This is a genomic window from Candidatus Nitrosopumilus sp. bin_68KS (genome assembly GCF_054095825.1).
On sequence record NZ_JBSWSP010000003.1, the window covers coordinates 16,429 to 34,955 of the forward strand.

General features: G+C 33.5%; 20 protein-coding genes. 9 read left to right on the forward strand and 11 right to left on the reverse strand.

The window, feature by feature from the left end:
- Positions 1-100: 100 nt before the first annotated feature.
- Positions 101-430: a P-II family nitrogen regulator gene (locus ACW9W3_RS00845; RefSeq protein ID WP_457764284.1), complete on the reverse strand. Its 330-nt coding sequence runs from the start codon at positions 428-430 to the stop codon at positions 101-103.
- A gap of 117 nt (positions 431-547) precedes the next feature.
- Here ACW9W3_RS00845 and ACW9W3_RS00850 point away from each other — a divergent pair, with 117 nt between their 5' ends.
- From ACW9W3_RS00850 to ACW9W3_RS00860, 3 genes are all read left to right on the forward strand, one after another.
- Entirely contained in the window at positions 548-1,873 is a 1,326-nt protein-coding gene (locus ACW9W3_RS00850; protein ID WP_457764285.1) for an ammonium transporter, read from the forward strand.
- Entirely contained in the window at positions 1,870-2,241 is a 372-nt protein-coding gene (locus tag ACW9W3_RS00855; protein ID WP_457764286.1) for a DUF6659 family protein, read from the forward strand. The genes ACW9W3_RS00850 and ACW9W3_RS00855 overlap by 4 nt, the downstream gene beginning before the upstream one ends.
- Positions 2,242-2,362: 121 nt before the next feature.
- Positions 2,363-3,298 carry a calcium/sodium antiporter gene (locus ACW9W3_RS00860; protein WP_457764287.1) on the forward strand — a complete coding sequence of 312 codons (936 nt, stop codon included), beginning with the start codon at positions 2,363-2,365 and terminating at the stop codon, positions 3,296-3,298.
- A gap of 20 nt (positions 3,299-3,318) precedes the next feature.
- Here the strand turns inward: ACW9W3_RS00860 and ACW9W3_RS00865 are convergent, their stop codons facing one another.
- From ACW9W3_RS00865 to ACW9W3_RS00890, 6 genes are read right to left on the reverse strand one after another with little or no spacing between them, the layout of a single operon-like run.
- Positions 3,319-4,677, reverse strand: coding sequence for a TldD/PmbA family protein (locus tag ACW9W3_RS00865; protein ID WP_457764288.1), 1,359 nt, complete (start codon positions 4,675-4,677; stop codon positions 3,319-3,321).
- Complete coding sequence (gene cofH, locus ACW9W3_RS00870; RefSeq protein ID WP_457764289.1) at positions 4,678-5,937, reverse strand: 5-amino-6-(D-ribitylamino)uracil--L-tyrosine 4-hydroxyphenyl transferase CofH; 1,260 nt, start codon at positions 5,935-5,937, stop codon at positions 4,678-4,680.
- A complete protein-coding gene (gene cofG / locus ACW9W3_RS00875) occupies positions 5,934-7,103 on the reverse strand; it encodes a 7,8-didemethyl-8-hydroxy-5-deazariboflavin synthase subunit CofG (protein ID WP_457764290.1) in 1,170 nt (389 codons plus the stop codon). The genes cofH and cofG overlap by 4 nt, the downstream gene beginning before the upstream one ends.
- Positions 7,104-7,144: 41 nt before the next feature.
- Complete coding sequence (locus ACW9W3_RS00880) at positions 7,145-8,287, reverse strand: S1C family serine protease (protein WP_457764291.1); 1,143 nt, start codon at positions 8,285-8,287, stop codon at positions 7,145-7,147.
- A gap of 38 nt (positions 8,288-8,325) precedes the next feature.
- The gene (locus tag ACW9W3_RS00885; protein WP_457764292.1) at positions 8,326-9,534 is read right to left on the reverse strand and encodes a glycosyltransferase; all 1,209 of its coding nucleotides are present in this window, start codon (positions 9,532-9,534) and stop codon (positions 8,326-8,328) included.
- Between the two features lie 4 nt (positions 9,535-9,538).
- Entirely contained in the window at positions 9,539-10,075 is a 537-nt protein-coding gene (locus tag ACW9W3_RS00890; RefSeq protein WP_457764293.1) for a type II toxin-antitoxin system RatA family toxin, read from the reverse strand.
- 34 nt (positions 10,076-10,109) lie between these two features.
- Between ACW9W3_RS00890 and ACW9W3_RS00895 the strand changes: the two genes are divergently transcribed.
- Together ACW9W3_RS00895 and ACW9W3_RS00900 are read left to right on the forward strand one after the other, a co-directional pair.
- Positions 10,110-10,325 carry a hypothetical protein gene (locus ACW9W3_RS00895; RefSeq protein WP_457764294.1) on the forward strand — a complete coding sequence of 72 codons (216 nt, stop codon included), beginning with the start codon at positions 10,110-10,112 and terminating at the stop codon, positions 10,323-10,325.
- Positions 10,326-10,363: 38 nt separating this feature from the next.
- Positions 10,364-10,693 carry a tRNA-binding protein gene (locus ACW9W3_RS00900; protein WP_457764295.1) on the forward strand — a complete coding sequence of 110 codons (330 nt, stop codon included), beginning with the start codon at positions 10,364-10,366 and terminating at the stop codon, positions 10,691-10,693.
- Positions 10,694-10,870: 177 nt separating this feature from the next.
- Here ACW9W3_RS00900 and ACW9W3_RS00905 read toward each other — a convergent pair whose 3' ends face one another.
- Positions 10,871-11,431 carry a TATA-box-binding protein gene (locus tag ACW9W3_RS00905; protein ID WP_048116795.1) on the reverse strand — a complete coding sequence of 187 codons (561 nt, stop codon included), beginning with the start codon at positions 11,429-11,431 and terminating at the stop codon, positions 10,871-10,873.
- Positions 11,432-11,570: 139 nt separating this feature from the next.
- Here ACW9W3_RS00905 and ACW9W3_RS00910 point away from each other — a divergent pair, with 139 nt between their 5' ends.
- A complete protein-coding gene (locus ACW9W3_RS00910) occupies positions 11,571-12,692 on the forward strand; it encodes a DUF1512 domain-containing protein (protein ID WP_457764296.1) in 1,122 nt (373 codons plus the stop codon).
- The gene (locus ACW9W3_RS00915) at positions 12,692-12,871 is read left to right on the forward strand and encodes a hypothetical protein (protein WP_457764303.1); all 180 of its coding nucleotides are present in this window, start codon (positions 12,692-12,694) and stop codon (positions 12,869-12,871) included. Before ACW9W3_RS00910 ends, ACW9W3_RS00915 begins: the two co-directional genes overlap by 1 nt.
- Before the next feature lie 127 nt (positions 12,872-12,998).
- On the opposite strand, the gene map is transcribed toward ACW9W3_RS00915, so the two are convergent.
- From map to ACW9W3_RS00930, 3 genes are all read right to left on the reverse strand, one after another.
- Positions 12,999-13,895 (reverse strand): type II methionyl aminopeptidase, encoded by an 897-nt coding sequence (gene map, locus ACW9W3_RS00920; RefSeq protein ID WP_457764297.1) that lies wholly within the window; start codon positions 13,893-13,895, stop codon positions 12,999-13,001.
- Positions 13,896-13,980: 85 nt separating this feature from the next.
- Positions 13,981-15,117: a hypothetical protein gene (locus ACW9W3_RS00925; RefSeq protein WP_457764298.1), complete on the reverse strand. Its 1,137-nt coding sequence runs from the start codon at positions 15,115-15,117 to the stop codon at positions 13,981-13,983.
- A complete protein-coding gene (locus tag ACW9W3_RS00930) occupies positions 15,105-16,322 on the reverse strand; it encodes a response regulator (protein ID WP_457764299.1) in 1,218 nt (405 codons plus the stop codon). The genes ACW9W3_RS00925 and ACW9W3_RS00930 overlap by 13 nt, the downstream gene beginning before the upstream one ends.
- Before the next feature lie 180 nt (positions 16,323-16,502).
- Here ACW9W3_RS00930 and ACW9W3_RS00935 point away from each other — a divergent pair, with 180 nt between their 5' ends.
- The gene (locus ACW9W3_RS00935; protein ID WP_457764300.1) at positions 16,503-18,044 is read left to right on the forward strand and encodes an ATP-binding protein; all 1,542 of its coding nucleotides are present in this window, start codon (positions 16,503-16,505) and stop codon (positions 18,042-18,044) included.
- Positions 18,045-18,134: 90 nt separating this feature from the next.
- Positions 18,135-18,527 (forward strand): hypothetical protein (locus ACW9W3_RS00940; RefSeq protein ID WP_457764301.1); only part of this gene is annotated, 393 nt, incomplete at its 3' end.

The window sequence follows — 18,527 nt, forward strand, 5'->3', positions numbered from 1 at the left end:
GACTCCGCACATTGCAGCTACTTTAAGATAATCTTTCCGTGAAAGTGGTTGCATCTTTTCTCTGCGAAATAATTTACTTTTGCGTAAATTCATGATATTTCTAAATTGTACTTTCTCCTTCGTCGCCAGTAGCAATGTCTACTGCCCGTAAAATTTGTGAGACAAAGATTTTCCCAACTCTTCCATTATTTTTGATAATTCCTATAACTTCATCTTCTTTTGCATCTGCAATTATTGCCTCAATTCTGTATTTGTCATTGAACTGTGGTGTGAAAATCTCACTTCCTTTTGATGCGTGGATTTCAGGACCTGGCTTCTTTCCTCTTCCTCTAACTTTGGATACTGTGAGGCCTCCTATCCCTATTTTTTTTAGCCCTTCGCTAATTGCCATTACATCATTTTCGCCTAATATGACTTCGATTTTGAGCATTTAGTTAGTATATTATACATTACACAAATATAATTTCTGATTTTGATGACCAAATGATTATCATTTGATAATCGATTTTAGACATTGTTATTAGTTTTGAATTAAATCTTCTCAATAATGGTACTTGATTCTGGGGATACAGCATGGATGCTCGTAGCTGGCAGTCTTGTACTTTTAATGATCCCTGCATTAGGTCTCTTTGAATCTGGACTATTAAGAAAAAAGAATGCTGCATCAATTTTCATGCAGATCTTCTTTGGTTTGGCATTACTTAGTGTGATGTGGTTCGTATTTGGATTTAGTTTATCTTTTGGTGATTCTACTATGGGTCTAGTTGGAAATATGGATTGGGTGTTTCTAAAAGGTGTTCCTTCTGATGCTCCATTAGAACAATATGCTCCAACAATCCCTGGTGTGTTATTTGTAAAATTCCAATTAATGTTTGCAGCAATTACTCCTTTGTTACTTACGGGAACAATTGCTGAAAGAATGAAGTTTAGCTCCTTTATCATATTCATTGCTGCATGGTCTATGCTGATTTACTATCCTCTAGTCCACTGGGTCTGGGGTGGTGGTTGGTTAGCAGATCTCGGTGTTGTGGACTTTGCTGGTGGTATTGTAATTCACACCAGTGTGGGTATGGCAGCTCTTGCTGCTGCACTTGTACTTGGTAGGAGAAGACATTATGGTCCTGCAATTATGATTCCACATAGTATTCCCCTTGCAGTACTTGGTTCTTCATTATTGTGGCTTGGTTGGTTTGGATTTAACGCAGGAAGTGCACTCTCAGCATCAGGCGGTGTTGCAGGAAACACTGTAATTGTTACTCACATGGCTTCTTCAGTTTCTGCTTTAATTTGGGCCGGTCTTTCTTGGATTAGGACTGGCAAGCCATCTGTTGTTGCAACAATTAATGGTGCAATTGCAGGTCTTGCCGGCATTACTCCTGCTTCTGGATTTGTAAGTGCAGAGCATGCGTTTGTAATTGGTATTGCCATCGGTGTTATCTCATATTCTGGAGTAGTATTGTTCAAAGAAAAATTAAAGATTGATGATGCACTTGATGTAAGCTCTGTTCACGGTGTTGCCGGAATTGTAGGTGCCCTTGCAATCGGAATATTTGCAAGTACTGCAATTAATCCCGGCGGTGTTGATGGATTGCTATTTGGAAATCCAGATCAATTATGGATTCAAGCCGTAGGTGTTGCTGTCGCAGCTGCAATGGGCTTTGGTGGAACTTGGATAATTCTCCAAATAATGAAACATACAATTGGTATTAGGGTTTCAGCTGAAGTTGAAGATATTGGTCTTGATATCAGCGAACATGCAGAATCTGCATACTCTGAAGAAGAGGAGTTCATGTTGGATATGGATGATTATACTGATGAGTTACAAAAAAATGATGAAGTATTATTCAAAAAGAAAAAGATTGATGAAAAATGACAACAAATTATGATGAATTATCAAAAAATGTTCTTGCTTTAGATTCACAAGTAAGATTTGCGGGTGTTGCAAACAGCAAGGGTGAACTTGTGACTGGCGGGCATAATGAGAACGTAGAGGGAATATTGTCTGAAGATGAGGTAAAAATGTCGATTCACTATGCATTACAAAAAAGAGAATTATACACTAATTTGGCCTACAAAATTGGTAAAGAAACATCCTCTATTACAGAATATGAAAAAGTCACACTGATTAGCATTCCAATTAATTCTAGCGAATTATTCATGATTAGCACAGAACCAAGGGCAGATTATTTGAAGATCATTGATCATGTACTCTCTGCATTAGATTCTCAAAAACAAGCCTAGTTCTGAAGATTTTGTTTCTATTTTAAGCCTGTAAACAATTTTCAAAATTAGCTTGAATTGTTAGAATTGTGAAATTATGGTGAATCATTGAGTTTAAACCTTCATAATTGGAAATTCAACTGTGGATGTAGTAATCAATGCTGTATTGACCATAGTTGGATTAGTGATGCTGTGTTTTGGGGGTAATTGGTTAGTTAGTGGTGGTGTTGCTATTGCCAAAAAGTTTAGAATTAGTAATCTTGTAATTGGAATGACTGTTGTTGCATATGGTACATCTACTCCTGAACTAGCTGCCAGTATTGCAGCAGCTGGTGAACACAGTGCAATAATTTTAGGAAATATTGTTGGAAGTAACATTGCAAATGTTGGAATGGTTATTGGCATTGCTGCAATTCTTGTTCCCATTGCGGTAAGTAAGTCTGTTTTACGAAAAGAAATTCCAATTATGCTTGGCGTTTCTATTTTGTTAATTTTGATTTCAATTGATGGGGAGATCTCTTCGTATGATGGAATTTTACTACTTGTTGGATTGGGTGTTTTTGGATATTATACATTCAAAGATGCGATGAAACATAGGGAAGAAAAAAAAGAAGTCACAGAGCAAACTAAGAATGACCTTTATCTGAAATCTTTTGGATTAATTGGAATAGGTGTTGTTCTTTTGTATGTTGGAGCAATTTTAACTGTGGACAATGCTGTAATTTTAGCTCAAGAATTTGGCTTGTCTGAAAAAATTATTGGTCTAACTGTAATTGCAATTGGAACCTCTCTTCCAGAATTAATCACTTCATTAATTGCCATAAAAAAAGGACATGGTGATATTGGAATTGGCAATATCCTTGGAAGCAACATCTACAATATTTTGATGATCATGGGTGTTGGTGCAACACTTGGCGGTGTGATGATTGCACCTGATGTTTTCATTGATTATGCAATCATGATTATCTTTAGTGTTTCATTGTTAATTGCTCTAAAAACTGGAGTGATTAATCGTCTAATGGGAGGTTGTATTGCTATGGGATATGTGGCATATCTAATATTTGCATTTTTTAGCTAATCTGTGCCTGGTTTTTGCCCTTAGATTGATTTTACTGAAATGTTTTCTACCTTTATTGATGGTGTAATTGATGGCAGTGATGCCCATTGAATAACATTTCTTTGATTATTGCCAATCTCTGAGATGTTTTTTAGCATTGTCCCAAGATTGTGAATTATTCTAACTGATTTTCCAGGGTTTTTTATTTCGCCGTTTTCAATTATTTTAATCCCACTTCTTGCAGTACATGAAAAATCGCCTTTAATTGGATTTACTGCATATGTATACCATAACCTGCCAACCAACAATCCTTGTTTGGTATCTTTAATCATATCTTCTTGAGAACTTTTACCTGGATTAATTTTTAGATTATGTGGTGCTGCAATTGGGATTGGCTCTGAACTTTTACCCAATGGAGATCCTAAACGTAATGCATTCCCTGATGACTGTTCTGCTTCTTTGTAGCTATCAAAAAGATTTGAAAAAGTATTCTTGAATATTCCTTTGTCTATCAAACTTTGTTTCTTTGTTTCAACTCCTTCATCATCAACTGATTTTGTACCTATTCCTTCTAATTCATGTGGATCATCAATTAGACTAAACTGCTCTACTGCAATCTGTTTTTCAAAGTTATTTGAGAAACAACTCTTTTTTTCTTTAACTGTTTTAAAATTAAAATTTGCAGCTATGACAAACGCCAATAATTCCCCTACTGAATATGGTTCAAAGATAATTGAATAAATATTCGAATCAATTTTCTGTGGATTTATTGATTCTAGACACATTTTTTTTGCATCTGTTCCAATTCTTTCAGATGAAAAATGTGATAATGTTCTGCAACTATCATGCCCTATCCCTGATACTGGTATTGCCCCCAATTCTGATTCTGCATTAATTATTCCTGAAATGTATGTGGCCTTTTCTTTGAGATTTAACCCATTAGAGTTTTCAATCTCAAAGTCATCTGAAACAATATTAAGTGAGCCTGTAATCGTATTGATTTTATCATTATTAGTTGCATTTATCATGGATTGTGCTATATCCATTGCATTTGATCCTGAAATCATTTCTAGTCTCTGGTCATATGTGCCATCCAGTTGTTTTGATTGTACTTTTGATGGCAATCCTTCCCAAAATTCCCTTGGTCTGAGATTTGTCAGTGTTTTTAGTGATTCATCAATTATATCTTTGATCTCATTTTGATTTGTAGTCTGAATTGATGCTATTTTCTTATTGTGGATTAATCTGATGCCGTAACTCTCATCAAAGTTTTGTTTTGTTTCTGCAATTTCTGAATCTGTGATACGTATAGTTGTGACCTTTTTTTTCAAAATAACAACTTCGCATTCATCGATTCCAATACTCTTTGAATGATTTAGTGCCTCATCAAAGGCAGACATTTACTTTTCTCTTGGATTTTTGTATTTGAATTTGTTAATTTTTATTAATTCTACATAAGAGCCAAATTGTGATGCGTCTGATACTCTGTCTAGTTCCTCATCTACTTCTTGGTCTGAATCAAACTTTTTTAGAATTTTATAATTGGTGTTTCTTTCTGCTGGTATTCTTCCAATCTCTTTTACAATCCTTCTGATTTCTTTGGGTCTTAATAATTGCCCGTGCTCTGATCCTGCTGATGTTGAAATACTTTCGTTGATGAGTGTGCCTCCAAAATCATTTGCACCCCACATTAGTAATAATTGTGACATTTTTTGTCCTTCTTTAACCCATGACATTTGTATATTATCAATTGAATTGTTTAGCATTATTCTTGCAATTGCATGTGTTAGCAACACATCGTTTCCACTTCCACCTTGTCTTATCCCTTCATGTAATTGATGTTTGTACATTGGTGCCTCAGTATGGATGAAATTCAGCGGAACAAATTCAGTAAATCCACCTGTCTCTTTTTGAATTTCTCTTAGTTTTGCAATGTGGTTTACTCTTTGTTCAAGTGTTTCTAAATGGCCAAACATCATAGTTGATGTGGTGCTAATTCCCATTTTGTGAGCATTTTTGATCACTTTTTCCCAATTCTCAACTGTTATTCTTCCTGGTGAAATCACATCTCTTAATTTTTGATCAAGAATCTCAGCTGATGTTCCTGGAAGAGTATCTACCCCTGCTTCTTTCATTCTTTTTAGAAATTCTTCAATTGATATTTCTGATCTTGATGCTCCATAAAGAATTTCTTCAGGAGAAAATCCGTGAATATGGATATTTGGAATTTCTTTTTTAATTTCTCTGCATATGTTCTCGTAAAGATCTCCTTTCATATCTGGAGGTAACCCTGCCTGAATACAAACTTCGGTTGCTCCTAATTGATGAGCTTCTTTTGCTCTTCGGACTATTTCTTCAGTTGGGAGAAAATATCCTTCCTCTTCTCGAAAATCTCTACTAAATGCACAAAATCCACACTGCTTAATACAGACATTTGTAAAATTGATGTTTCTATTTACTACATATGAGACAATATCTCCTACTCTTCTCCTTCTAATTTCATCTGCGACTAAGCCTACTAAATGAAAATCAATTCCAGTTGTTTTGAATAATTCCAAACCCTCTTTAGCAGATATTTCTTTGTCTGATAATGCATTGTTTAAAATTTCAGATGTGATTGGATCTGCATTTTTTAAAAGTGGCTCTATGTTGATTGTCATCTCCAATACTCCTCCTTTACGAATCCTTCCTCATTTTTAATTACTGCCATCTTATCTCTTAACTCTTTACTAATAAAAGAGAAAAATTCTGGATATACTGGAAATCTACACTTTAATTCAAATCCTGCATTTTTTGAATTAGCGTCTACGTTACTAATTTCTGGCCACGCAAATTCTGGATTTACAAAATCTGGAGTTAATGGTGATATTCCCCCCCAATCGTTTATTCCAACTGATAAGAAACTTTGATATGATTTTGGAGATAAATTTGGAGGAATCTGTATGTTCATTTCAGGCATTATTATTCTTGATAATGCAACAATTGTTTTGAAATATTTTTCATCAGTTGATGGCACATTTTTCATTATGGTGTCTGACTTTGGTTGAAAGTTTTGTAAAATTATCTCTTGAATATTTCCATATTTTTTATGCAGTTCTCTAATCGCTAAAATTGAATCAATAACTTCCTCGATGGTCTCACCTATTCCAACTAGAATCCCTGTGGTCATAGGGATACCTAGTTTTCCAGAATTTTCTAACACTTCCATCCTTGCTTTTGGTCTTTTACTTGCTGCAAGATAATGTGGCATTCCTCTCCCAGTTAGTCTTTCACTAATGTTTTCAAGCATGATCCCCATTGATACATTTGATTTTTTCAGTTCTTTCATCTCTTCAAAATTAAGATTCCCTGCATTGGTATGTGGAAAAAGTCCTAAATCTAATGCAATTTCTGATGAATGAATCAGATATTCTACAGTTGATTTGAATCCATTTTCTTTTAACCAATCGCGTGCCTCTTGATATTTTTGCTCTGGTTGTTCGCCTGTAACAAAAAGTGTTTCAACACATCTGTATTTTTTTGCAAGTTGTAATAATTCTAAAATTTGTTGTTTTGACATTAAAGATAGTTTTCCTTCTCCTGGCTCAGATTTGTATGTGCAATAAGAGCAAGTATCTTTGCACAAATTTACAATATTGAAAAATGCTTTTTTTGAAAATGTAACCGTGTTTTTTTTAAATTGCTCTCTTAGATTTTGAGCTGCTGAAAAAAGTTCGGTAGGATCATTTGTGGCATTTTGATAAATTTCAGAAATATCTTCACGAGTTATGGTTTTACTCTCTAAAACTTTGTTTAAACTCTCAGAGTTTAAGACAAGCTTGTTCAACAGAATCATTCCTGCCTAGAAGTATTTATTCTTGTGTCATGCTAATTACCATTTGGCCTTTCATCAAGAACAACTGTTACATTTGTTGTTCTACCATCCCTTAAAATCTCTAAAACCATTTCGTCCCCAATGCTTTTTGCTCTCTGAAGATGTATCAAAATATCGTCAATTTTTCTAACTTCTTTTCCGTCCACTGCAAGAATTATGTCCCCTCCTATTGCATAACTTATTCCATCAACTTCGATTGTTTTATCTGATCCAATCAAACCAGCTTTTGATGCTGGACTATCTTCTACTACTGTAACAACCATGAATCCTACTGCATCATTTAATTCCAAAACTTTTGCCAAGTCTGGATCGATATCTCTTCCTGAAATTCCAATCCATGGATGCTTGTATTCTCCTTTTTCAATAATGATTGGCACAATTTTTGCTACGGTTTGTGAAGGTATTGCAAATCCTACTCCTGTAAATTCACCTGTGGCTGATTGAATTGCAGTATTTATTCCAACTATGCCTCCTCGCATATTTAGTAATGGACCGCCAGAGTTTCCTGGATTAATTGCTGCATCTGTTTGAATAACGTCTGGAATGGAATACCCATTTCCTGAAGGCAATAGTCTCCCAAGCTGACTCACAATTCCTGCAGTCATAGAACCTGAAAGCCCAAATGGATTTCCTATTGCAGCTATTTGTTCCCCAACTTTGAGATTTGAAGAGTCTCCAAGTGATAGTGGATGTAAAAGATCCAAATCTGCATTGACTTTAACTACTGCAATGTCTGTAAATTCATCTGAACCTATTATTTCTGCATTGTATGATCTGCCGTCAAGAAATGTAATTACTACTTTATTTGCATCCTTTACAACATGTGCATTTGTAATGATGTGTCCCATTTTATCAAAAACAAATCCAGAACCTACACCATTTGTAATGTCTGCTGTTTCGCTTCTTTGCACATTAACTCTGACTACTCCTGATTCTGATTTTTCAAAAATTTCAATTAAGGTTAATTTTTTTGCATAAAGTGGTGTTACTTCGCCTACTGTATTTGGTGAATGCCCATTACTAACTATGATTTCTGGTTTTAGTGATTCTGGAGGTGAAATGAATAATACGGTAACTAATACTAATACAATTCCAGCACCTATTGCACTACCTACAAGAATTCCAGATCTGTCCATGAGATTTTTATTTTTCTATTTTGTATCTAAAAGGTTTACTATATGCTGATGGAACTTTGAGTGTGATCTTTCATGGAATAACTTCTACCCCTCCACATTACTGACTCACTTCTTTTTGCTTGTAATAATCCACTTAGAAATCCCAAAACCACTACCAAACTACCTAAAGGTGCAAACAATGCGTGAACTAATCTCAAATGTAATCCGATCTTTACTTCTATAATTGCTGCTGCATAGATCATACTTGATGCAATTGCTGAAGAAATACAAAGTATTTTTGCAGACATTGTCTCAATTGGTAGGGATACTGATGCTACAAATATTGGAAATGGTATAAACAATAAAAATAGAATTGCAAAAAAACTCCCTATTGCAATTTTTCCACTTTGAAGATAAAGTGGAATCATTAGTCTCTTTAGAGCATTCCATAATGTGCTCTTATCTCTTGCCCACACTGCATCAATTAGATGATCTCCTCTGACTAATTTCATTTTATGTCCTGACTCTTTGACTTTTTTACCTAGTGCACCATCTTCAATTATTTCATGTTTGACTCCTTCATGCATTCCTACATTTTCATATGTCTCTTTTTTCAAAATGAAAAAACTCCCAAAAAAATACCCTGTCTTTTTTGCAGGATTGTTAACATTCAATGCAGAAAATCTACTATGTAGAAATGTGGAAATCATGGGAAGTGTAACTTTTGTCCAAAAATCAAATGTCATCATTTTAGGAATTGCAGATAATGCGTCCAAGTTAAATGAAATTAAATGTGCAACTGATAACGATATTACATTTCTAGAATGTTTTGTATCTGCATCAGTAAATAACAAAAGTTCTCCTGTTGCTTTTTTATATCCCTCCATACATGCCCAATTTTTCCCCATCCACCCTTCAGGTTTTAGTCTTGCAATTACTGGAATCACATTGGTGTGTTTTTCTGCATATTGAAAAATAATTTTTTGCGTGTTGTCATCTGATGAATCATCTATTACTATGATTTCATAATTTTTATAATCTTGATCAATTAATGAGTCTAGACATTTACTGATAAATTCTTCTTCGTTTCTTGCTGGAAGAATTATTGATACTTTGGGATGGGATTCTGATGTGTTTTCAAACTTATCTAGATATGGAGTAAATCTAAATGAGTCCACAATGGATTTTATTAGAAAAACCCATGCACCACAAATTCCAATTAAAATAGCAGTTAATGAATAATTAAAAATCTCAAAAATTAATTCCATTTATTTATCGCTCTATCTCTTTTTTGATACTTTGCATGGCTTGCTCTGTTCCGCTTTTGATGTGATTTTTAATCATGCCTGTAAACATACTCATCATTCCAGTTAGTTTAATGTCCCATACAGTTCGTAGGGTTGTTTTTTCTTCATTTGGAATAATTGTCACTATTTTTTCTCCATTTATGATACCTTTTGTGAATTTGGCCTCTATTCTCTTTTTAGGTTCCAGTCTTACCTCTTGAAGACATTTTTGATCCCTAAATGCAATTGTGATTTCTCTTTTGATAATGTCTCCTTCTTTTGATAAATTCTTGACTTCTTTTGTCCCCTTCCAAAATTTTGGCTCATTGTCAATATCTGAAACTACTTCCCAAACTTTGTCAGGTGTGGCATTAATCTCAATTTCTACATCAATTGTAGCCATGTATGACACCATTACTGCCGCATTAAATATATTAGATTCCAACTTTAGTTCAAGTAGACTGTGATGGGCAACATGCCTAAAATCCGGAACAGTAACTCCAGTTCCAATGGCGTTTGCCATTCTTCCGTCACAGTCACTTAAAATTTGAAAAAAAATGAAACCCACAAAATACATGCCAAAAATTGGAACGCTAGACGGAGCTGGTTTTTGGAAAAATGCATATGCCCATCAGCGTGGCAAATTATTGAAAAAAGTAAACGTTCCAGAAGATCAAATAATCGCATTAGTTAACAAAAAGTACATGGAACTTCCAGCTGCTTTAAGATATGAAATTGAAACTAGTGGAATAGATAAAAAGGAACTACAGTAAATGCGAATTTATTTTAACAGGAATAATTAGTGTTTATCATGTTAAACATATCTTATGATGATTTTGCAAAACTAGACATTCGAGTTGCAAAAATCATTTCAACTGAACCTATTGAAGGTAAATCAAAAATCATCAAAGGCCTAATTGATTTAGGAAATGATGATAAGAGGGATGTGATAATTGGCGGTGCTCAATATTATCAACCTGAAGATATTGTTGGGAAGATTGTAATTGTAATTGCAAATCTAGAACCAAAAAAGATGGCAGGTGTTGAATCCAATGCAATGCTATTGGCAGCTGATGTTGATGATAAACCATTTTGGTTGACAGTTGATGAAGATGTTCCATTGGGAAGTCCAATTAAATAATTTATTTAGTTTTTGAAGAGGAGTCCAAATTATCTCCACTTTATCCCTATTTTTAAAGTAGGTTTTTTGGTAACCCTGTTTTCAGAATTGGATAGTTTCTATTACAAAATTTGTATAAAACGAGAATGTGTTTATAAGTAGATTATAAAAATTAATGAAAATAGATTTGATTTATGATTAATCATAAATCATTAGGTTCTTTTCTTCTAGTAATGCATGTAAGTTATTGACAGATCTGTATACATCTGGTTCTTGCTTTGCACCAGTACAGACAAGCTTTCCTGATGAAAATAACAGAATCACTGTCTTAGGATCAAGCATTCTGTGAATAAGACCTGGGAATTGTTCTGGTTCGTACATACTTCTAGGTAATGTTCTTGCAGCTTGCTCTAAATGGATTTTTCCACCCAGATTAATTGATGCTACAATATTTTGAATTTGTACTGTTGCGTCTTTTTTTACTTTAATTCCACCTTTTCGAAGTTTTTGCACAACTGTCTTTACTGCTTTTCTTGCCATATCTTCAGATTTGGAACCAGTACATACCATTTTACCTGAAGTGAAAATCAATGTTGCCGTTTTTGGTGTCTTTAATCTAAAAACTAGACCTGGAAATTGATCCGGATGATATTCTACATCTGGAAATGTTTTTGTGATTTCATTCAAGTCCATCTTCTGGTCCACAGAAGCTGAGGCTACAACGTTTTCCACACTTACAATAGGTTTTGTTTGTGGCATATTCAGGTTTTTTGTATTTGAACTATAATAAAAGCACTCGCCAATTTTTTTAGTCTCCTTTACTATTTTTTCTAATTTTTGGATATATTTTGACTATAAGACGAATCATTTAATTTAGATTTGACGATCGATTAGTTTAGTGAATTTTACAAGTTTTGATTTTGATCAGCTTTTTGCAATGAGTGATGAGACAAATCCCATAATGATGTTGATTTGGATTCTTCCGATTTTCTTTTTTGTATTTTATGGTCAACGAATTCAACTCTATGTAACATCAGGCGAAATTAAAAAAGGAATTAAAAAACTTGATGGGTTTCGAAGTGAATCCAGAAATGAATTGATAAATTATGTGAATAAAAATTTGAAACCAATTGATGACCCAATTCTAAAAATTGACCGTTTTATAGATTATTTTACAATAATGCCCGTTGAAATGGATCCAAATGGAATTGTTGATAAAGTCAGACATATTGTTAGGTCTAGAGAAGATTATACTCGAGAACATGTAAGATCTCTTTCTCCTCAAATGAGTGAAATTGAATTGAATAAAATTCAAACATTGCTTGAAATTGCTTCTTCGCTACAAATGATATACAAAATAATTAATCATATGTATCTGACTGCAAAAAAACAAAATAACTATCCTTTAATTTTACCTTTACAAATGATTCTTCCTTTTATTATGGAGCAATCCGAAGCAATGAAAGAAGCAATACCTGTATTTAAAAAAGGTCAGCCAGTAGGTGATGGCATTGGTCCTATGATTGTTGGAAAAATGATGTTGGAGAATCAAAAAGAAACAATTGCATTTCAAACAGTTCTGGCAAAATCTGAATTTGAGGGAAGAAAACTTTTTCTTGTAAAAGCTGAAGGTCCTGGTTCTACTGTTGGACGGCCTGCTGATGGTTTGGAAAAAATTGTTTCTGAAAATAAAATTGGTGCTATAATTATGATTGATGCTGCATTGAAGATGGAAGGTGAGGATTCTGCAACTATAGCCAGGGGATTCGGTGCCGCAATTGGTGGAATCGGAACTGAAAAATTCCAAATTGAAGCAATTGCCACATCTAGGAATATTCCTGTGTTTTCTATTATTGTTAAACAATCAGTCAAAGAGGCAATTACATTGATGACAAAAGAAATTGCAGATACTGCTGATGATGTACGTGCACAAGTCAATGAAATGATTCTAGAAAATACAACTCAAGGCCAATCAATTGTGATTATTGGTGTGGGTAATACTGGCGGAGTACCTCAGTGATGTTCAAAAAGAAAAAAATCATTCTAGAGTACACTGTTGAAAAATGCTCTAAATGTGGAATGGAACAGAAAAGAAAATATTCTAAAGGTGATGTTTTGTTTTCACAATGTCCGAAATGCACTTCCTGCGATGGGAGTGTGATGATTGAGAAAATTTTTGGTGAAACACTAGAACAATAAATTTGAATTACTTTGTTTTAAATTTCATATTACATGATGGACAAAACCATGACACTGTCTCACCTTGTTCTTTGAACATAAATCTGCCACATTTAGGACATGGTCTTACCTCTTCGCTCAATTTACTTCATGGTGCTTTTGTAGTTACGGTAACCCCATCTTCTAATGGAATGAATGTGTGCTCTGCTTGAGCTACTTTTTGCTCATTTACTTCAATTAGAATAGGGTATGCTTGAACTGCTTTCTTTTTAATCAAAATGTTTAGTAATTCTCTTGCTTGTTTTTCCTCCCATTCTTTTGTAATCCATCTCAATGCAAATGGTAACATGTTAAATTCCTGCCAGATAAAATCAAGTAGTCTGTCCGCTTCGGCATCTTTTGTTCTCTTTCGTGTATTTATTGCAAAAATATTTTTAATTTGTCCGTTCCTGACAAATCCTCCCCCTTGCTCTGTAGTGACAAATGGCTCACATGCATACGCTGAATTCTCTGAAAGTGAAAATCCTCCAATTGACCAAATATTTGGAATTGATTTTCCAGCATGAATTGTATATTGTTCTAATGAATGTCCACTAAGATTTGCAATTGGTTTGTACCCTCTTTGTTTAATCGTAGTTTCAATGGTACGCCCTATGTCACTTGCTTTTACACCTGTTTTGATCATGGACATTGCATTACCTAGGGCTTCTTCTGCTGTCTGTACTAGCCCATCAAATTGTGCATCATAGCAGACAGTAACTGCTGTATCTGCAATGTGGCCGTTAATTTGAGCCCCAAGATCAATTTTTACCAAATCTGTATCTTTGATTGTAATTGGATCATTAGGTTCAGCAGTATAATGAGCTGCAATTTCATTAATACTTGCGTTTACTGGGAATGCACATTTTGCTCCTCTTTTTTTGATCTCTTTTTCTACTTCTTCACAAATATCATAAACTGATTTTCCAATCCAGTCTTTTACTCTGACCATTTCTCTTACCTCTGCAGCAATTTTTCCTGCTTTGAGATATTCTTCTAGTTGCACATTTTTGTTCAATAGGTTGCCTTTAAAATGATTATCTCAGTTGATTGGATATTTACAAAACATACTGGCTGATATGATTGTAAAATTATTTTTCTCTTATGACCCCATTTTGAATTAATGTAGTCAACCCATCAAAAAATATCCTATCGTCGAGTTTTCCTTGCTCCCATATTGTTGCCCGATTTTTGAACCAAATTGGTATTTCTGATGATTCTGAATCTGATGACAGTAACTCTATGTCAAATGGAACATATTCTAAAACTGTATGAATTTTATTTTCTGCAGTAATAATTTTTGATTCGTTAAAATCTTCTTGCATCTTTTTATTTGAAAAACTTAGAATTGAGAATCCATTTGGAATTTCTAATTCTACCGTAATGATTTCTTTATTATTTTTAATTGGAACATCCACAATTTCTTTAATTGTATCTAAATACATATTATCATCAATTAACCCATTTACCCACCAATTTGTAATTTTACGTAAGATTTCTTTTACTACTTGTGATGAATATAGATCTTCTGGAATATATTTTATTGATTTCTGATTAACTATGTCCTGAATTGGTGCAAGTACTGAAAAATCCTCCCCTGTCACATCTGAATGTATTGTTGTAATCATTTCATTACATTTTTCATCAGCTACAATTCTTTTAACACATTCATCATAATTTGATTTAAAATCTAGAATTCTTACTATTGATTCAGAATTATATCCATGATATGATAAAATGAATTGAGATAACTTTTCTGATATTGACCAAGGAAATTTAACATTTTCATACGCTGAACTAAATTGCGGTGGGACTGTAGCCATAATTACATGATTTTCTATTCTTAGTGAACCAAAATGTGCATACAGACCATTGTATCCGTATTTTAGAAATAATTTCTGCCCAATTTTCTCATCAAAAACTAAAATACTCAAATCAACGTCGTCTGAAAATGTTTTATCAAAAAATTCCCCGTGATTCAAACATTCCGAATCAATTTTTTGATTTGTTATTTTATACATTGCAAAATATTTTTCCACAATTCCTACCATGTCTTTTATTTTACGCTCTTCTGAAACATTACATCCTGCATCTGAGAGATATGTCAAGTGCCATGACAATCCATTTTCACTTGATTGTGAATATCCTTGATTATTTGATAATGTAACAAATAATGTGATGGCTAATGATAAGAGAAGAATCTTTTGACTGATCTTTATTTTAAACACCTTGTAATTTGTTCAATGTCATAAGGTTTGTAGATTACATCTGTGGGTTTTACTTCTTTGAGTTTTTTTGTTGTTGCCGGAGATTTATCTGCTGTAACCATGATTATTTTTGCTTTAGGTTCAATCTTGCGAATCTCTTCTAGAACATAAAATCCATCCACATCAGGCATCATAATGTCTAGAAATACTGCTTCAGGGCGCATCTTTTTGAACAACTCAATTGCTTTTTGCCCCGATGTGCATCTTTCTACTGTTGAAACTCCTTTTATCTCTAAATAATCTGCAAAAATATTTACTGCGTCTGAATCATCATCAACTACTAGAATTGTTGATTGTTTCTGGGATTTCTTTCCTTTTTTATTATTTTTCCCTTCTATTACAATGTCTTCTCCTGACTCCCAAAGAAATTCACACAAGCTTTGCATGTTTTTGATAATGTCATTTGAATTTGTAACCATCACTGATTCATCATTGATATTTTTATTTTCTTGAGATGAAGTGTTTCCTGACATCAATACCTGTGTTTCACTACATAGTAATCTCCCTGGTGAAGGAAGGGTGACAATTTTGAATTTATTTATTCCTAATCTTTTGATGTATTCTAATTTTGTTAAAAGTTCTGGACCTGTCATTAATTTGATATTTGTATTATTTTTTGTTACTTTTTTGATTATTTCTGGAATTGCCGTATAATACATTCGAATTATATCTGATAATGTCACTACAATGAATAACCTGTCACTGGTCTCTTCAATAATTTTTGCCATTTGATCATAAATATTATTTCTGTTTGAAACTATAGTTAGTTTTGGAAGTCCAATTTGTGGTTCATTTAGTTTTAAACGTGATAGAATTTTTAAAAACTGTGAGCTGTTCTTTTCCAAATGCTCCACTTTCTGTTTCTGTTTTAAAATAATGTCTTTTAGAATACTTTCTGGTTCATTGGCTGAAAATTTAATTGGTGATGAAAGTGTAGATGTTGCAAATCCAAGATTTTTTAGGTTCTCTAAAATTTTGTATGTTCTCACTCTGTCTATTTTTGTAAATGCGCTAATTTCACTAGCTTTTACTGAACCTAACTGTGCCAATCCTACATATGTTTGAGCCTCGTCTTCTTCTAAACCAAAATCTTTGAGAATAGTGATCTCATCATGTTCTTCACCTTGTTTGAAATCATCGTCTAGGGAGATGTCTTGAACCTGCATATGCAAGTTTTACATCATTTTTGCTATATCATTAGATGTGTTTACATTCTTCACAAACAATTAGATGTCAAACATGAAATACTATGCCTAGAATTCTGTGATTTTTCATAATATTGCTATATAATGCCAGCTTACTTTCAACAAGCTACTCTTTAGTTTTTAAAATCAGGCATTCATTTTATGAAGATTAGGACTAAATTGGTTCTTGAAGTAGTTGTTTTGTTTGCACTTGTTGGCATGATTTCATTTGTTTCAATAATGAATACTCAGCAGCTACAGAATTCATTTTCTAGTATCAGCACTGAAACTCTTCCTATTTTAGACACATTGAAGGATATGCGTTATGCATCAACACAACTATCTGCAATAACTATGGAAATTGTATTAATTGAAGATGAAACTCGAAATATTGGAGAGAATGAATATCGTGAATTAGAGGAGGTATTGGAAATTAATTTCTATAAAATCGAACAAGCAAAATCTTTGTTTAATGATTCATTTTCCAAATACACTGATCTTATGATTGATCACCCTGATGATGTGGACCATACTACAAAACTGGCCGAAAAATGGAATGAAATGTTATTTCTTTCCAATAAAATGATACAATTAAAAACTTCTGGTGTTTCAGGAATCGAAATTCTGAATCTGAATAAGGATTTTGATCATTCTTATGATAACATGAATGCTGAAGTTGATCGTGCTATTGATTTAGCTTCTGGAAATATTGCTGAAAGACAAGAATACATTGACTCTCTAGTTACTGAAGTTACATGGAGTATTGTAATTGCATTAAATTTGTTTGTCTTGACTGCGATAACTATTCGATTTTTAATTTTAAGATCAATATCAAATCCTCTAAATAAAATTAGAAAAGTTACTCATTCAATAGCCAAAGGGAATTTTATATTATATCCTGAAAAAGGGAATGATGAAATCTCTGAATTAGGCAAGGATATCAATATTATGTCCAAAGATCTTGCAGATCTACATAAAAAAATTATCGAAAAAGAGCGATTATCTTCAATTGGAAGTTTAGCTACTCGTTTTGCCCATGATATTCGAAATCCTTTATCTGTCATAAAAAATAGTTTTGAAATTATTGAAATTAAAACTAAAAATACTCTTGATGATAGCCTACTCAAAAATTTTGAGAGAATTGGGCGTGCAGTTGAAAGAATTACTCATCAGACGGATGATGTTTTAGATTATGTTAATGTGACAGAATTAAAACGTGAAAAATCATCTTTACTCTCTATCATTAAATCAACTATAAAAAACAACAAAATCCCCTATGGTGTCAAAATCGCTATTCCAGAAAATGATTCCGTGATATACTGTGATCCATACAAACTAGAAATTATTTTTACAAATTTAGTGAATAATGCATGTTATGCAATTAATGATGATGGGGAAATTATTTTTAGAATTATTGAAAATGATGATAATGTGTTAATTGAAGTTCAAGATTCCGGAAAAGGAATTCCTGATGAAGAATTAGATAAAATATTTGAACCTCTCTTTACTACAAAACAGACTGGTACTGGTTTAGGCTTATCTAGCTGTCAAAGTATCATTGAGGCACATGAGGGTAAAATATCTGTAAAGAATAATCCTACAACATTCACCATCCAATTACCAAAAAACCCCAAAAACCATCAAATCCCTATAAAAAAAGAACATGCTAAATCACACTATGGCAAATTTGCCTCTACTGAGTAATTTTCTCCAAATTCTCTATAATATGTAAAATGTATGTAATTGGATTACAAACAGAAGTTCATAATCTGAAATGATCTTAGAATGCCTACATTGAATACTAAACTCGGTAGTAATAATCTTAGTTCTAGACTATTGATTTTATCCCTATCCATTCTATTATTAACTTGGAGTGTTGCTGGCACTGAACCTGCTTTTGCCCATCATAAACTAACTCATTTGGGTGGGGGAGGAAGTGAAAACGGAAACGGAAACGGAAACGGAAACGGAAATGGAAACGGAAATGGAAATGTGGTTGAGGACGTTGTAGATGATGTTGAGGACGTTGTAGATGATGTTGAGGATGTTGTAGAGGATATAGAAGAAGCAGCAGAAGAAGCAGCAGAAGAAGCAGCAGAAGAAGCAGCAGAAGAAGCAGCAGAAGAAGCAGCAGAAGAAGCAGCAGAAGAAGCAGCAGAAGAAGCAGCAGAAGAAGCAGCAGAAGAA

Bases quoted from the DNA above. Each gene is read 5' to 3' on its own strand.
- ACW9W3_RS00880 (WP_457764291.1), bottom strand. From the start codon at position 8,287: ATGGACAGATCTGGAATTCTTGTAGGTAGTGCAATAGGTGCTGGAATT.
- ACW9W3_RS00865 (WP_457764288.1), bottom strand. From the start codon at position 4,677: ATGTCTGCCTTTGATGAGGCACTAAATCATTCAAAGAGTATTGGAATC.
- ACW9W3_RS00895 (WP_457764294.1), top strand. From the start codon at position 10,110: ATGAAACCCACAAAATACATGCCAAAAATTGGAACGCTAGACGGAGCT.
- ACW9W3_RS00855 (WP_457764286.1), top strand. From the start codon at position 1,870: ATGACAACAAATTATGATGAATTATCAAAAAATGTTCTTGCTTTAGAT.
- ACW9W3_RS00850 (WP_457764285.1), top strand. From the start codon at position 548: ATGGTACTTGATTCTGGGGATACAGCATGGATGCTCGTAGCTGGCAGT.
- ACW9W3_RS00890 (WP_457764293.1), bottom strand. From the start codon at position 10,075: ATGGCAAACGCCATTGGAACTGGAGTTACTGTTCCGGATTTTAGGCAT.
- ACW9W3_RS00905 (WP_048116795.1), bottom strand. From the start codon at position 11,431: ATGCCACAAACAAAACCTATTGTAAGTGTGGAAAACGTTGTAGCCTCA.
- ACW9W3_RS00885 (WP_457764292.1), bottom strand. From the start codon at position 9,534: ATGGAATTAATTTTTGAGATTTTTAATTATTCATTAACTGCTATTTTA.
- ACW9W3_RS00935 (WP_457764300.1), top strand. From the start codon at position 16,503: ATGAAGATTAGGACTAAATTGGTTCTTGAAGTAGTTGTTTTGTTTGCA.
- ACW9W3_RS00845 (WP_457764284.1), bottom strand. From the start codon at position 430: ATGCTCAAAATCGAAGTCATATTAGGCGAAAATGATGTAATGGCAATT.
- ACW9W3_RS00900 (WP_457764295.1), top strand. From the start codon at position 10,364: ATGTTAAACATATCTTATGATGATTTTGCAAAACTAGACATTCGAGTT.
- ACW9W3_RS00930 (WP_457764299.1), bottom strand. From the start codon at position 16,322: ATGCAGGTTCAAGACATCTCCCTAGACGATGATTTCAAACAAGGTGAA.
- cofH (WP_457764289.1), bottom strand. From the start codon at position 5,937: ATGACAATCAACATAGAGCCACTTTTAAAAAATGCAGATCCAATCACA.
- ACW9W3_RS00915 (WP_457764303.1), top strand. From the start codon at position 12,692: ATGTTCAAAAAGAAAAAAATCATTCTAGAGTACACTGTTGAAAAATGC.